General features: G+C 49.8%; 11 protein-coding genes. 8 read left to right on the top strand and 3 right to left on the bottom strand.

Annotated features, from left to right (window positions below):
• Positions 1–194 precede the first annotated feature (194 nt).
• From ACO0LM_RS14065 to ACO0LM_RS14040, 6 genes are all read left to right on the top strand, one after another.
• On the top strand, positions 195–3,173 hold the full coding sequence (locus tag ACO0LM_RS14065; RefSeq protein WP_423037913.1) for an EAL domain-containing protein: 2,979 nt from the start codon (positions 195–197) through the stop codon (positions 3,171–3,173).
• Positions 3,174–3,246: 73 nt separating this feature from the next.
• On the top strand, positions 3,247–3,849 hold the full coding sequence (locus ACO0LM_RS14060; RefSeq protein WP_423037912.1) for a chalcone isomerase family protein: 603 nt from the start codon (positions 3,247–3,249) through the stop codon (positions 3,847–3,849).
• Positions 3,850–4,019: 170 nt separating this feature from the next.
• Complete coding sequence (modA, locus tag ACO0LM_RS14055; RefSeq protein ID WP_423037911.1) at positions 4,020–4,793, top strand: molybdate ABC transporter substrate-binding protein; 774 nt, start codon at positions 4,020–4,022, stop codon at positions 4,791–4,793.
• Between the two features lie 9 nt (positions 4,794–4,802).
• Positions 4,803–5,483 carry a molybdate ABC transporter permease subunit gene (gene modB / locus ACO0LM_RS14050; RefSeq protein WP_423037910.1) on the top strand — a complete coding sequence of 227 codons (681 nt, stop codon included), beginning with the start codon at positions 4,803–4,805 and terminating at the stop codon, positions 5,481–5,483.
• A gap of 5 nt (positions 5,484–5,488) precedes the next feature.
• Positions 5,489–6,202, top strand: coding sequence for a sulfate/molybdate ABC transporter ATP-binding protein (locus ACO0LM_RS14045; protein WP_423037909.1), 714 nt, complete (start codon positions 5,489–5,491; stop codon positions 6,200–6,202).
• On the top strand, positions 6,199–7,017 hold the full coding sequence (locus tag ACO0LM_RS14040; RefSeq protein ID WP_423037908.1) for a TOBE domain-containing protein: 819 nt from the start codon (positions 6,199–6,201) through the stop codon (positions 7,015–7,017). Before ACO0LM_RS14045 ends, ACO0LM_RS14040 begins: the two co-directional genes overlap by 4 nt.
• A 271-nt stretch (positions 7,018–7,288) precedes the next feature.
• Here the strand turns inward: ACO0LM_RS14040 and ACO0LM_RS14035 are convergent, their stop codons facing one another.
• Complete coding sequence (locus ACO0LM_RS14035) at positions 7,289–9,451, bottom strand: gluconolaconase (protein ID WP_423037907.1); 2,163 nt, start codon at positions 9,449–9,451, stop codon at positions 7,289–7,291.
• 160 nt (positions 9,452–9,611) lie between these two features.
• Between ACO0LM_RS14035 and ACO0LM_RS14030 the strand changes: the two genes are divergently transcribed.
• Complete coding sequence (locus ACO0LM_RS14030; protein WP_423037906.1) at positions 9,612–10,319, top strand: glutathione S-transferase N-terminal domain-containing protein; 708 nt, start codon at positions 9,612–9,614, stop codon at positions 10,317–10,319.
• Positions 10,320–10,471: 152 nt separating this feature from the next.
• Here the strand turns inward: ACO0LM_RS14030 and ACO0LM_RS14025 are convergent, their stop codons facing one another.
• Both ACO0LM_RS14025 and ACO0LM_RS14020 read right to left on the bottom strand, forming a co-directional pair.
• A complete protein-coding gene (locus tag ACO0LM_RS14025; RefSeq protein ID WP_423037905.1) occupies positions 10,472–12,631 on the bottom strand; it encodes a peptidase domain-containing ABC transporter in 2,160 nt (719 codons plus the stop codon).
• A 195-nt stretch (positions 12,632–12,826) separates the two neighbouring features.
• Positions 12,827–14,116 (bottom strand): HlyD family secretion protein, encoded by a 1,290-nt coding sequence (locus ACO0LM_RS14020; protein ID WP_423037904.1) that lies wholly within the window; start codon positions 14,114–14,116, stop codon positions 12,827–12,829.
• Positions 14,117–14,236: 120 nt separating this feature from the next.
• On the opposite strand from ACO0LM_RS14020, the gene ACO0LM_RS14015 reads away from it, so the two are divergent.
• Entirely contained in the window at positions 14,237–14,401 is a 165-nt protein-coding gene (locus tag ACO0LM_RS14015; protein WP_423037903.1) for a hypothetical protein, read from the top strand.
• Positions 14,402–14,447 lie beyond the last annotated feature (46 nt).

Genomic DNA, 14,447 nt, shown 5'->3' with positions numbered 1-14,447 from the left:
AAGCAGGTTCTTAACACCTGAAAGCCTGCCGAAACCACTTTCGGCAGGCTTTTTTGTTGCTGTCCGTCAGTTACTTTGACGCTGCTGTTGCCAAGGCAGGCATTTTACAAACGTATAAGCTTGCGTTCTGCTACTATGAGATGACGATATGCGCCTACAAACTGACACTTGTTTCCAGGATTTTTACCGCCCCAATGGACACACCTCATTCTGGATTGCCATATAAATATCCGAAGCTCTTTGCCTTGGTGGCGGCGCTGATTGTATTTCTCGGTTTGTGGGTGATTGATCACAATGAGCGCGAGCTGGGGATACAAAAGCAAAAAGTCGAAGTCATAGAAAAACTGTCTGTGCTGCGCGCCAAACTGAGTGCAGGCATGACATCCAACATCTCTGCCGCACGGGTACTGGCGATCACCTTTGCCACCAAACCCAGTTTAAGCGAACAGGAATTCAAGGTACTGGCAACCGAGGTCGCCAGTGGCAATTCCAGCATACGCAATCTGGTGCTGGTCAAAGGTACCATCGCCAACTACGTGTACCCCTATCTCGGCAATGAAAAAATGGTGGGTGTGGATTATCGCAATCTGCCCAAGCAATGGCCAGTCTATCAGCGCATGATGGAAGACCGTACCATACAGGTCGCCGGACCACTGAATCTGGTACAGGGAGGTGTCGGGCTGGTGGTACGTATTCCCGTGTACATGCATGAAAACCGCGACGCATTTTTAGGCTCGGTTGCGATGGTTGTCAATTATGAACCTTTGATGGAACTGGCTGGCCTCAGCAAGGTACAAAAAGAAATCAACCTGGCTATACGCGGGCGCGATGCTCTGGGCAGCAAGGGCGAGGTTTTTTTGGGGGATGGCAGCTTGTTCAGCGGCGATGCAGTGACCCAGACCATCGTCCTGCCAGGTGGTAGCTGGGAACTGGCAGCGGCACCCCATGGCGGCTGGCAAGGGGCCAGCAGGCTGTCAAAATTCTTTGAATTTTTTGGTTTTGTCTTGTGCGTCATGGCCTGGCTCATCAGTTACCAGTCGATTTTGCGACGTCGACAGCGTGATCTCAATGCTCAGGAATTGCGTGAAAGTGAAGCACTGCTGCGCTTGCGCAACGAAGCCTTGAGCGCCACATCGCAAGGGGTCATGATTACCGGCCCGGATGGACAAGTCAATTACGTCAACCAGGCCGCCTGTCAGTTAAGTGCCTATCGCCAGGAAGCGCTGTATGCAAAAAAACTGGATGAACTGTTCGTCGATGCCAATGGCCCGCTATTTGACCTGGGCCAAGCCACCAGCGCTTCCGTCCTGCGCGAAATTCTTCGCGACAGCGATGCTGGCAAACAGTTTTGGCTGGAATTATTGCTGACCCCGGTACATGACCAGGATGGCAAGATCCAGCAATATGTGGTCTTGCTCAGAGATATCACGGAAAAGAAACTGGCAGAAAATGAGCTGGAAATTGCCGCCATGGCATTTGAAACCGAAGAAGGTATTTTCATCACCGACCCCGCATTGAATATCCTGCGCGTCAATCGCGCCTTCACCCGTATTACCGGCTATCAGGCCAGCGAGGCGGTAGGACAATCCCTGCGCCTCATGCAGTCTGGCCGGCATGACGAATCCTTCTACCAGCAGATGTGGGAAGATATTTTGCACTCGCATCGCTGGCAGGGCGAGATCTGGAGTCGTCGCAAAAACGGTGAGGTTTATTCGGAACGCCTGGTGATTTCTGCGGTGCTGGGTCCGGATGGCAAAGTCAGCAATTATGTCGGTTCATTCAGCGATATTACCGAACACAAGGCGTCGGAAGAAAAAATACACCAGTTGGCATTCTTTGATCCGCTGACAGGTTTGCCGAACCGCCGTCTTTTGCTCGACCGGCTGAATCGTGCCCTGGCGGCGGGCCGCAGGCATAAGCGCTACGGTGCCATCCTGATGATAGATCTCGATAATTTCAAAACCCTCAACGATACCCAGGGCCACAATATGGGCGACATGTTGCTGACCCAGATAGGCAAGCGTATCCATGGTTGCGTGCGCGCCGACGATACTGTCTCGCGTACCGGTGGGGATGAATTTGTGGTATTGCTGGAAGGCTTGCATGAAGATCAGCAGCATGCCGCTGGTCTGGCAGAAAACGTCGCTGAAAAAATCCGCCTTGTGCTGAGCCAGACCATCAATCTTGGTCATATCGATTACGACAGTTCTGGCAGTATAGGCATTACCATGTTTGGTGTCGACACCATAGGCATCGACGAATTGTTGCGACGTGCCGATATGGCCATGTACCAGGCCAAGGCACTGGGTAAAAATAGCCTGCGCTTTTTTGACCCCAGCATGCAGGCAGCGCTGGAGTCGCGTACCGCCATGGAAAACGACCTCAGGTATTCGCTCAGTAATCGGCAATTGCTGCTGCATTATCAATTGCAGGTCAGCGCCCTGGGTGACGCTATCGGTGCAGAGGTATTGTTGCGCTGGCAGCATCCTACCCGTGGCCTGGTGTCACCGCTGGAATTTATTCCCCTGGCAGAAGAGTCCGGCCTGATCCTGCCTATAGGTTTGTGGGTATTGGAGACAGCATGCCTGCAAATCGCCAAATGGGCAGGCGACAGCAACACCTGTGCCTTGCAATTGGCGGTGAACGTCAGTGCCAGGCAGTTCCGCCATCATGGTTTTGTGGATGATGTGAAGCGCGTACTGCAGGAAACTGGTATCAATCCTGTGCTGTTGAAGCTGGAACTGACCGAGAGCGTGGTGCTGGAAGATGTTTCTGTCGTGATTGAAAAAATGCATGCAATCAAGGCGCTGGGCATAGGTTTTTCCATGGATGATTTTGGAACCGGCTATTCGTCCCTTTCTTACCTGCAACGCCTGCCTTTGACGCAACTTAAAATTGACCGCACCTTCATCCACAATTTACCGGATGATGTCAACAATGCGAATATCGTACGTACCATTATCAGCCTGGGTGCCAGCCTGGATCTGAACGTCATTGCAGAAGGTGTGGAAACCGAACAGCAGCGTGAATTCTTATTGCAATCAGGTTGCCAGGCCTATCAGGGCTACCTGTTTTGCAAACCAGTCCCCATAGAGCAGTTTGAGCTATTACTTGCCGCCAGGATACAGCTACAAAAAGCCGACAGCCCGAATTTCAAATCTCATGTAAGCTAGATGGAAGGCGAACGCAACCCACAGCACGCCAAATAGCTAACAGTGATTTGAATACATAAAAAAGGGGAGATAAATGAAGTTGAATACCTACGCAAAAAAACTGGCAGGACTGCTACTGATGGCTGGTCTGGTAGCACCGGTCTGGGCCATGGATGTCGCTGGCGTCAAGCTGGAAGATACCATGCAGGTGGGCGGCACAGAATTAAAGCTGAATGGTGCAGGCATACGCTACAAGGCAATTTTCAAGGTGTATGTTGCTGCCTTGTATCTGAAAGAAAAAAAGACCACGGTGCCAGATGTACTGGCGGCACAGGGACCACGTCGCGTGACCCTGGTCATGATGCGTGACCTGAGCAATGAAGAATTTGGTCGAGCTTTCATGGCCGGCATACACCAGAATAATGACAAGGCTGAAAAATCCAAAATGACTTCGCAGTTCATCCGTTTTGGTGAGCTGTTTGCTTCCGTGCCGGAATTGAAAAAAGGCGACGTCATGGCCATTGAATGGGTGCCCGGTGTAGGCACGTTGGTGTTGCTTAATAATAAGAAGATGGGCGAGCCCTATCCTGATCTGGCTTTCTATAACGCCTTGCTGAGAATCTGGCTGGGTGAATATCCGGTAGACAAGAGTCTTAAGAGAGCGTTGCTGGCAGAAGAGGATACACGCGGGCGCTGATCGCCATCCGATAACGCAGTTCAGTCAACCGCATAAGAAACGCGAGGGCTCAAGCCCTTGCGTTTTTTTTCGCCTCTCGCAGGTACATATTTGTTGCATGGCAATCTTCCCTGGAAAAGCGCTGTATATAAGTGTATATTACGCTTCTTCCTATGATTTTTAGCCTCACTATGCCAGCGTTGAATATATCCACCAGAATTTGCCGCCAGATAGGTCTGGCCATCGCCATAAGTACACTTACGGTGGCTGCCCATGCAGGCGAAGTGACCGTGTCTGCCGCTGCCAGCCTGACCAATGCCTTCAAGGAAATCGCCCAGAATTATCAGACGCAGTATCCTGAGGCCAAGGTCGCGCTGAATTTTGGTGCTTCCGGCGCGCTGTTGCAGCAGATTGCCAAAGGCGCACCGGTGGATGTGTTTGCCTCAGCCGACCAGGAAACCATGGATGCAGCAGAAAAACAGGGTCTGGTGGCGAATGCAGACAGGCGTGATTTTGTCAAAAATGCGCTGGTGCTGATCGTACCTGTCGACAGTACTTTGAATATCAAACGCCTGGATGATCTGAATCAGCCTGCTGTAAAACGCATTGCCATCGGCAACCCGGCCAGTGTGCCGGTAGGTCGTTATACCCAGCATGCGCTGGAAGCAGCCAAACTCTGGCCTGCGCTGGAAAGCAAAACCATCCATACCCAGAACGTGCGCCAGTCGCTTGACTATGTCGCCCGTGGTGAAGTCGATAGCGGCTTTGTGTATGCGACTGATGCAGCCATCATGAAAGACAAGGTCAGGGTCGCAATGGAAGTGCCGCTGAACATGCTGATCAGCTACCCCATCGCCAAACTCAAGGCAAGTACCAATGCCGACGAAGCCAGGCGTTTCATTGCCTATATATTTTTGCCTCAAAGCCAGGCCATATTGAATAAATACGGTTTTCAGAAACCATAAGGCTATTTGATGAATCCGGCATGGACTGCATTACTGTTGTCGCTGAAGGTAGCTGGCTGGGCCACGTTGCTGAACCTGATCGGCGGCATCGCAGTCGGCTATTTGCTGGCGCGTAAGCGTTTTCCTGGTCGTGACTTGCTGGATACCTTGCTGACCCTGCCCATGGTCATGCCACCTACCGTGCTGGGTTATTACCTGCTGGTGCTAATGGGGCGACGTAGCTGGCTTGGCGCATGGCTGCAAGACAATTTTGGCTTCAGCCTGATCTTCACCTGGCAAGGGGCAGTGATTGCCGCAGCCATTGTCGCTTTCCCACTGGTGTTCAAGCCGGCACGGGCCGCATTTGAAGCGGTGGATGGGCAACTGGAACAGGCGGCCCGGGTGCTGGGTATCTCTGAAATGGCGATTTTTTTCCGGGTCACCTTGCCGTTGGCATGGCGTGGCATTCTGGCCGGTGTCTTGCTGGCCTTTGCCCGCGCCCTGGGTGAATTTGGCGCTACCCTGATGGTGGCCGGCAGCATACCCGGCAAGACCCAGACCCTGTCGATTGCGGTGTATGAAGCGGTGCAGGCGGGGCAGGATGATGTCGCCAATACCCTGGTCTTGCTGACCTCTGCAGTGTGTATCGTGGTCTTGCTGCTGGCAGGCCGCCTGGCACCTGGCCGCATTCGCCATCAGATGCAGGGGTAGGCCAGATGCAATTTGACCTGCACATTCAAAAAACACTGGAATCCGGCAAGCGCCGTTTTGAACTCGATATTGCCTTCCGTTCAGACAGCCAGCGTCTGGTCATCCTGGGGGCGTCTGGTGCGGGTAAAAGCCTGCTGCTGAAAGCCATTGCCGGTTTGATGACGCCAGACAGTGGCCACATACGCATGGGTGGCACGACCTTGTTTGAATCTGCGACGCGCATCAATTTGGCGCCGCAATTGCGTCAGCTTGCCTACCTGTTCCAGGACTATGCCTTGTTCCCGCATTTGAATGTGGCGCAGAATATTGCGTTTGGCCTCAACAAGGGCTGGCGCAATCCGCCAGCGGCTATCCAGAACGAAAAAATTGATTACTGGCTGCAAGCCTTTCAATTGCAGTCGCTGGCCCGTCAGTTGCCACATGAATTGTCAGGTGGACAAAAGCAAAGGACCGCTCTTGCGCGGGCCCTGATTTCCGAACCACGGGCCTTGTTACTGGACGAACCCTTTGCTGCGCTGGACCAGTCACTGCGCGTCAGCATGCGCCAGGAACTTGACAGCCTGCAGCGGCAACTGCAAGTGCCCATGATACTGATTACCCATGATGCCGAAGATGCCAAAGTCCTGGGTGAAGAAATCATTCACTTGCAGGACGGATGCATTATTCCCGGCGAGATGGCGGCAGTTCCAGTCCAAACTGAAATCCGGAATAAGTCATGACGAATAAAAACAAAGCAATCAGTCTGCAAGGTTCAGTATGGATGACGGTGGATGGTGAAAACCTTGGTGGTCAGAGCCGCATTACCCTGCTGGCCCAGCTTGCCGAAAGCGGTTCCATCACCCAGGCTGCCAAGGCAGTGAAGATGAGTTATAAAGCGGCCTGGGATGCCATCGACACCATGAATAACCTGGCTGGTGAACCCCTGGTGGAACGCCTGACCGGTGGCAAGGGCGGTGGCGGCACGCGGCTGACAGCACGGGGTGAACAACTGGTGAGCAATTTCAAGATCATAGAAAAAGAACACCGTGATTTCATCGCACAATTAGACCGGCAGGCCGAAGGGATTGCCGATGATTTTTTACTGATCAGAAAAATGAATATGAAAACCAGTGCACGCAATCAATTTCTTGGCAAGGTCACGTACATCAAATTGGGTGCCATCAATGACGAGATAGAGCTGGAAATCGCCGGTGGACAAAAGATAGTCGCTATCATCACGCATGAGAGTACGCAGGAACTGGGCTTACAGCCAGGTGTCGAGGCTTTTGCTTTGATCAAGTCGTCATCCGTTATCTTGATGACGGATGACAGCGGTGCCAAGTTTTCTGCGCGCAATCGTCTGACCGGCACCATCTCGCGCATACAACCTGGTGCAGTGAATACTGAAGTCGTACTGGAAATGCCGGGTGGTGCAACCCTGGCAGCCATCATCACCAATGACAGCAGTAATCACCTGGAATTGTCTGCGGGTGGCATTGCAACTGGCATGTTCAAGGCGTCGAGCGTGATACTGGGTGTGGCCGGGGCGTGTTGACCTATCTTTTAGGCAAAGCATTCCCCCATAGCGCGGGCTGGCAAGGCGCGCGGCGCAGTCAGGGCGGGTGCCCCTGACAAGACGTGCAACACAGTCCAGCGCGCGCTATGGGGGGAACCCGGAGGGAATGGGTCCGAAACCTCGCCTGGCGTTGTTGTGCGTCGCTCACTTGGATCACCAAGCAGCGCTCCGCACGCCTAGCCAGACAAGGTTTCAAACCCATTTGCTTGCCTAAAAGATAGGTCAACACGCCCTAGTTAGAAACCCGCATTTATTCCAGCCTGAAAGCCAGGTCGCGATCTTGCGTGGCAACATTCCCGGCGAAATCGCTGGCATGGATGCGCAAGATATAGTCACCAGGAGTGAGCTTGCTGACATCCCAGTTACCTTTTCTGGCAACGCCATCCTTCACTGTGTTGCTGGCCATGTACAGGAAGCGGGTTTTCTTGGCGCCATGCACGGTGATGCCACTCTCTGCTGCATACAGTAGCTTGACCATTTCACGGTCAGGTGGCAAGGCATTGAATTCCATGGTGATGCGCGGGCTTTCATAGCCAGGTATGGGGCTGCCATTGGCGTACAGGACTTGGTAGCCCAGTTGATACAGACCCAGGCGGCGACGTTTGGCATTGCCATCCACCTGGTCATAGGCATCGACGACGATGCCGTACTCTTTTACCTGGCTCGATAGCAGCAGGGGGCCTTTTTTCTTTCCTTTGACTTCATTACCATTGCCATCGACGATGGTGATTTCTTCTATCTGCGGGGCGACAGTATCAAGCAGGCCAGGCAAATTCAATTTCAGTGGATTGATTTTCAAGCCTGCATGATTGTGTTCCAGATGGACATGGAACATGCGGTTGATACTACCCAGTGCTTCCCCCGTCTTGAAGCGAGTACCGCGCCGGATGCGTACGGCAAAGGGTTTGCCATCTGCCAGCGTCTGTAGCTGGAATTTTTCTTCATCCAGCACTGCATTTTTTGCCGTGCGCCCCACCTTCATGTGGATGTAAGCCATGCTGTCTATCTTGAAGCCTTCGCTAAGCCCATTGAAGCCCCAACTGCTGCTGGTGCCGCGCACTTTTTCGTTGGCGATGGCATACACGGTTGTGCCCATGTTTGCCTGTACATCCAGGCCGCCATGGAAGTGGTCGCGACTTTCACCCTCATAATTGCCACGTACTTCGCCCATGGTGCCTACCACTTCATGCGGCGATTTCTGTGGTTTGATGGGCCATGGGTAAGATTTGATGTCATCGTCGAGGCGGGTATTCCTGATCGTCTGCAAAGTCGCTGGTGCTGCTGGTTTCCTGGCTATCCCGGCATCCATAGTGCCGTGGGCACGTATTCTCAGCACCTGCAAGCGCGCTGAATCGCTGACAAACAAAGCGCCCTTGTCATTCAAGCCTATGCCGGTGGGCTGGAGCAGGCGTGGCGTGGTGTCGTCACCGGGTTCAAAATTGATGCCCACACCTGTTACCCCGCGCATCTCACCTGTGGAGGAAATCTGTATGATGCGACCCTTGCCACCTTCGCCAACGTACAGATGGTCATCATAAGTGGCAACAATGCTCAGGGGGCGGCGCATCAGGGGGTGGTCTTCGTCATCAAGAGTGCGGGTAATGGTGCTGACCTGGCCATCTTTGCTCAGCCTGCGTATGGCGTCGTTCTTGCTGTCCGCGATGAATATCTCCCCCTTGCTATTCAGGGCCAGCCCGGTGGGTGTATCAAACAGGGCAGTTGCTGCCGGTCCATCCAGATAACCAGAGCCATCGCCACCGGCAAGCGTGCTGACCTGACCATCCGGGCTGATTTTGCGCAGGCGGTCATTGTAAGTGTCGGCCACATACACATTGCCCGCTGCATCAACAGCTATGCCCACCGGTCCATTGAATTGTGCTTCGCTACCAGCGCCATCGCGATAACCGGGTTTGCCATTGCCTGCCACCGTCGTCACGATGCCTTCCGGGCTGATACTGCGTATGGCATGATTGCCGGTATCGGCCACCAGTAAATTACCCTTGCCATCCAGCGCAATGCCAGACGGCGTATTGAAAGCTGCCTGCTCTGCCTTGCCATCAGCAAAACCCTCGACTGCGCCTGCGTAGGGGGTGACTGCGCCATCCACGCTGATTTTCATGATTTGATTATGCTCACCTGCATCGCTGACAAAGATATTGCCCTGCTTATCCACTGCGACTGCATAGGGATCAGAGAAATAACTGGCATCGACATCTGGTACGCCTGCATACACATCCAGCTCTGCTTGCCAGTCAAATGAAGTGGCAACAGGCTTTTTAATCATGCCAACTTTAGCCAGCAAATTTTCAGGCGCAATGCTGGCTGTGTCCTTGCCCAGATAGCGTACCAGCCCCAGTATGATGGCGAGCACAGCAGTAACAAACAGCAGGCGTATGACAATGGTTCTGAACATGGGGCAGGTAAATTGTTGGTCGGCACAAGTCGTGCAGCTTAGCCCAAATACCCAGGACTTGCCATCACCTGTATTGGCATCCTGCGCAGAAAAACCTTAAATGCATTAGCATCTGTACTTTATGCCTACGGGCCAGATCACACGTCAGGAAGGAAACACCATGTCCAACTCTGCAATCAGCAATTTCCCCATCAATAAAAAATGGCCTGCACAACATCCTGAACGCTTGCAGTTGTATTCACTGCCCACGCCAAACGGTGTCAAGGTATCCATCATGCTGGAAGAAACGGGTTTGCCGTATGAACCCCATCTGGTCAATTTTGAAACCAATGACCAGATGTCTACAGAATTTTTGTCATTGAACCCCAACAATAAAATCCCCGCCATCATTGATCCACAGGGTCCCGGGGGCAAACCGCTGGCCTTGTTTGAATCCGGTGCCATCCTGCTATACCTGGCTGATAAAACCGGCTTGTGCATTCCCACTGATGCGGCAGAGCGTTATGAATGCATACAATGGCTGATGTTCCAGATGGGCGGCATAGGCCCCATGTTTGGACAACTTGGCTTCTTTCATAGATTTGCCGGCAAGGCCTACGAAGACAAACGCCCGCGTGACCGCTACGTGGCAGAATCCAAACGCCTGCTGGGTGTGCTGAATCAACGTCTGGCGGATCGCCAATGGATCATGGGTGACAGCTATACCATCGCCGATATTGCGACTTTTCCGTGGGTGCGCAATCTGATTGGTTTCTATGAAGCGGCTGATCTGGTGGGTATCAATGATTATCCACATGTACAACGTGCCCTGGCCGAATTTGTCGGGCGTCCGGCGGTGCAGAGGGGGTTATTGATACCTGGAAGGTGATCTGTAATTTCAACTTCGAGATTATAAATCACAAATAGCCATTTTTTGTAATGCTGTCCTGAAAGTATTTGTAAATTAGGTTATGCGGTGTAAAAGAATTTCTCAAGCATAGGCTGGTATGTAGTCAATGCTTGGGATTCTATTACTGACCACTAAGATTCCTCATAGGTAATCATGCCTTTTTCCAGTACTACCATACGTTCAGCCATAGCAATGGTCTCAGGGCGATGTGCCACAATTACTCTGGTGAGCGATATATTTTTGATCGCGTTATTTACATCGCGTTCATTTGTGACATCAAGGTGGCTAGTCGCTTCGTCTAAAACCAGCAGCTTCGGTTCTTTGTAAAGTGCACGAGCTAAAAAAATTCTTTGTTTCTGGCCCCCTGACAGGCCTGTTCCAATATCTCCTACCAACGTGCTATATGCCATGGGCATGGCTAAGATGTCAGCATGTATTGCTGCTAATTTGGCACAAAATTCTATTTTATCTTTGTCAGGAGACGGGTCAAAGAAGCATATATTGTCACCAATCGATCCTGCGAACAAAACGTCATCTTGCATGACAGTGCCGAGAAACTGTCGATAATTCGATAAACCCAATTGCTGCAGCTTTACACCACCAATCAGGATTTCTCCTTCTGTCGGTTCAAGTAATCCCAGTAAAAGTTTCATTAGCGTGGTTTTACCACAACCCGACTGGCCGGTAATTGCAATGCATTGCCCAGCCGGAATGTGTAAATTGAAATTCTTTAAAACATATGGCTCGCTTTCTGCATATCGAAATGCCAGATTTTTGAATTCAATCGAAGGTTCAATGTGGCTGGTATCGATTTCAATCTGATCACCTGTTTCTTCCGCCTCGGTCAGCACAATGTCAGCTAGGCGTTCGCCATATAGCCGCATCATGCGAAGGTCGAATAATTGATTGATTAAACTCGTCATGCGATCACTGAATTGCTCTTTGTAACTGATAAACGCAAATAGCATTCCCACAGAAAAGCGATTATCCAATACAGCGAGGGCTGCTAACCAAATCACGACAATTCGCTCTGCCCCAAATAGAACTGTATTGGCTGTTTGATAGGCAACTGATAGTCTTGCAACTTGTAGGTCTGCATTGAACTGATCGGCCAGTGAATTCATCCAGCCAATTCGGCGTTCCTCAACTCGGTGAAATAGACGAATACTTTGGACGCCACGGACTGACTCAATGAAATGAGTTTGCTGTTTGGCGCCGTGAATAATTTGTTCCGATGTTGCTTCTTTCAGCATTCTGAATATAGCCCATCTCAGCAACACGTACAAAATTACTGCTATACATGCTACAGATGCCAAACTTGGGTTATACATGAGCATCATTGCAAATGTACAGACCACAAGCAACCCATCAATCATACCCTCCACAAATTGCGTAGTTAAGTTATGCTGTATTGTCTGCATGGAGCCAAAGCGAGAAACGATATCGCCAGTGTGTCTTTTCTCGAAATAAGGCAGTGGCAGTTTCATGAGATGGGCGAAAGTGTTTCCAAACCATTGAAAATTCAAATTTGTTGCCAACACAGTTGTCATCCATGCGCGTACGGCTCGAATTCCGGCTTGTAAAAGTACGAGCGAAAGGAAGCCGCAACTCAGTACGGTTATGAGGTCTTTGTCGGATGTCAATAAGGCATCATCAACCAGCCATTGCATGTAAAATGGAGCGACTAATCCGCATATCTGTAATGCCAAACCCAGGGCCAAAATTTGAAAGAGTCCTCTTTTTAATCCAACGATCCGTCCCATCAAAGACAAAATTGAGAAACTTTGCGTTTCTTCTTTTTTTTGAAAACCTTTGTTGGGCATGAGTTCGAGTGCAACACCAGTGAAATGTTTGTCCAATGTTGTTAGCAATAACTTTCTCTCACCCATGGCAGGGTCATGAATTACCACATACTTTTCCGACACAGACTTCAGTACAACGAAATGATTCATGTCCCAGTGCAATACGCATGGCAATTTAAGTTCAGATAGGTGTTCGATATCCAGCTTTAAAGGTCGGGCTTGCAAATGTAAACCACCGGCCATGGAGACGAGTCCCTTCATCGTCATCCCTTTTAGCGAAACAGAAAATCGTCTGCGCATGGATGCGATATCAATCTTATGACCCCAATAACTTGCAATCATACAGAGGCAAGCAAGACCACATTCTGCTCTTTCGGTTTGTAATAAAACTGGGAGGCGGCTATTTTTCCAGAAAGAAAACGATAAATTGTGATTGGTCATAAGGAGCAACGATGGTTTGTTTTTTTGAGAGGCGCGTCGCTTAAACATGCTTCTGGTCTGTATTTCTATTTGCGAATGATACTTGGAAAGGTAGAAAAAAGAAGATCGGGGTTGACGTTCCTAAGCCAGATATTTTCAAAGGCAATTTTGATATAGATGGCAAAATTATCAGTACCTGAATTACCTGCATGCGAAGTTCTTCATTCAATTACATCGAATATTCACTACATTAAATTTCACTTTTTATAAACGGCCTGAAATACTAAACAAAGGCTCAAGTACCCATTCATATAATCGTCTTTTATCCAGGATAATGCTGGCATCCACTGCCATGCCAGATTTTAGTGGAATCATTTCTCCGTAGACTTTGACATGCTGTTGTGCCAGAGCCAGTCTTATGCGATAAATAGGTTGACCGTGGTTGTCTCCCATTTGTGTTGGCAAACTTAGTTCTTCAGGTTTTAAAGAGGTGCGTTCTACTTCCCGCACTGTCGCGGCATATTGTCCAAATTTTTCATATGGATAAGCTTGAATGCGTAGCAGGACTGCCATGCCAGGTTTGATGAATCCTATTGATCTTGAGGGAACGTATATCTCCGCTTCCAGTTTGGTATCAATTGGCAATATTGCCGCGAGCGTTTGACTTGTCGTTACTGATTGCCCTAACTCGGCATTTAGCGTAGTGATATATCCATCATGTGGTGCGACCACAAGAAATTCCCGCTTGGCTTCATTTTCTGTCAAATCTTGTTCAACACTTGATAGATTTCTTTCAATTGCCGCTGCATCACGGTGTCTTTGGACTTGCATATCGAGTAATTCGGCTTGTGCACTATTCAGGTCTCGGTAGTTACTCGATTTGATGCGATTTAACTCAGTCAGTCGTTGTTTTTGTTCTAAGAGTGCTGCTTGTCTGTCCTGAAGCTGCGCCGGAGAAATATAGTTTGTGCTTTGTAGTTCTGCATATCGTTTGAGGCTTTGTTCAGACAGTTCTAACCTCTGTTTTTGAATGGCAATCTGCTCATCGAGTTTGCGATTTTCATCCTCAAATCCTCTAATGCGAATTTGCAAGGCATTCAGGCGCTGTTGAGCTTGCTTGGCTGATTGTCTGATTTCTGCCCCAAAGCTATCACGACGACTACGTAATAAGTCGGATATGGTTTTTTGTGTATCAATACCTTTAATACTGTTGCGCTCGCTACGTAAGATAAACAAGACATCTCCTTGTTTTACCTTTTGACCTTCGTTGACGAATTTCTGAGTGATATTTCCAGATTGCATTGAAAAGATACGAGTTACACCAGTGCTGGGAGTGAGTACGCCTGATGCCTGTGCTTTACGTGTAGTGGAGAACAAAAAGAAAAAGGCAATCAGTGCACTTGCTATGACGGTGAAGATGACAGTCATCACCCGGAAGCTAAAAGACTTTGCCAGAATCACTGTTCCATATTGCTTACTGCTCAAATGCTCAACTGCGTTCTTGCGGAACAAAGGCAGAGTTTTTTTTGATGATTCTGGTGATTCAGGATGCATGTTAAAAAATACACTAAATTCAATAAAAAAACAGCTTGACACAATATTTAATGATTTGCAATACTGATGTTGTCACGACAATATTGTTGTGATTTTAATCTAATTTTTTTGGAGTTGTGAATGACTAGCTATATCGAATTGAATGATGCTGAATTGGATCAAATTTTTGGCGGATATGTCGGTGATGATGATCCGTCTGAAGGTGACTTTGATGGCCAAACGGTTGTGGTTACGGGAAAACGTTGTACTGGCGATACAGATGCTGAGGGCTGCGGCGGCAAGTAAGTAGTTAGTTAAATTGTCGAAAGAGATGATCAAAGATCATCTCTTT

This window comes from Undibacterium sp. Di26W (genome assembly GCF_049340265.1).
Classification (GTDB): Bacteria; Pseudomonadota; Gammaproteobacteria; order Burkholderiales; family Burkholderiaceae_D; genus Undibacterium.
This window is presented reverse-complemented; position numbering and strand designations above follow the sequence as displayed.

Excerpts from the sequence above, each read along its gene's own strand:
- ACO0LM_RS14035 (WP_423037907.1), bottom strand. The coding sequence starts at position 9,451 with ATGTTCAGAACCATTGTCATACGCCTGCTGTTTGTTACTGCTGTGCTC.
- ACO0LM_RS14060 (WP_423037912.1), top strand. The coding sequence starts at position 3,247 with ATGAAGTTGAATACCTACGCAAAAAAACTGGCAGGACTGCTACTGATG.
- ACO0LM_RS14045 (WP_423037909.1), top strand. The coding sequence starts at position 5,489 with ATGCAATTTGACCTGCACATTCAAAAAACACTGGAATCCGGCAAGCGC.
- ACO0LM_RS14065 (WP_423037913.1), top strand. The coding sequence starts at position 195 with ATGGACACACCTCATTCTGGATTGCCATATAAATATCCGAAGCTCTTT.
- ACO0LM_RS14040 (WP_423037908.1), top strand. The coding sequence starts at position 6,199 with ATGACGAATAAAAACAAAGCAATCAGTCTGCAAGGTTCAGTATGGATG.
- ACO0LM_RS14025 (WP_423037905.1), bottom strand. The coding sequence starts at position 12,631 with ATGTTTAAGCGACGCGCCTCTCAAAAAAACAAACCATCGTTGCTCCTT.
- modA (WP_423037911.1), top strand. The coding sequence starts at position 4,020 with ATGCCAGCGTTGAATATATCCACCAGAATTTGCCGCCAGATAGGTCTG.
- ACO0LM_RS14020 (WP_423037904.1), bottom strand. The coding sequence starts at position 14,116 with ATGCATCCTGAATCACCAGAATCATCAAAAAAAACTCTGCCTTTGTTC.
- ACO0LM_RS14015 (WP_423037903.1), top strand. The coding sequence starts at position 14,237 with ATGACTAGCTATATCGAATTGAATGATGCTGAATTGGATCAAATTTTT.
- ACO0LM_RS14030 (WP_423037906.1), top strand. The coding sequence starts at position 9,612 with ATGTCCAACTCTGCAATCAGCAATTTCCCCATCAATAAAAAATGGCCT.
- modB (WP_423037910.1), top strand. The coding sequence starts at position 4,803 with ATGAATCCGGCATGGACTGCATTACTGTTGTCGCTGAAGGTAGCTGGC.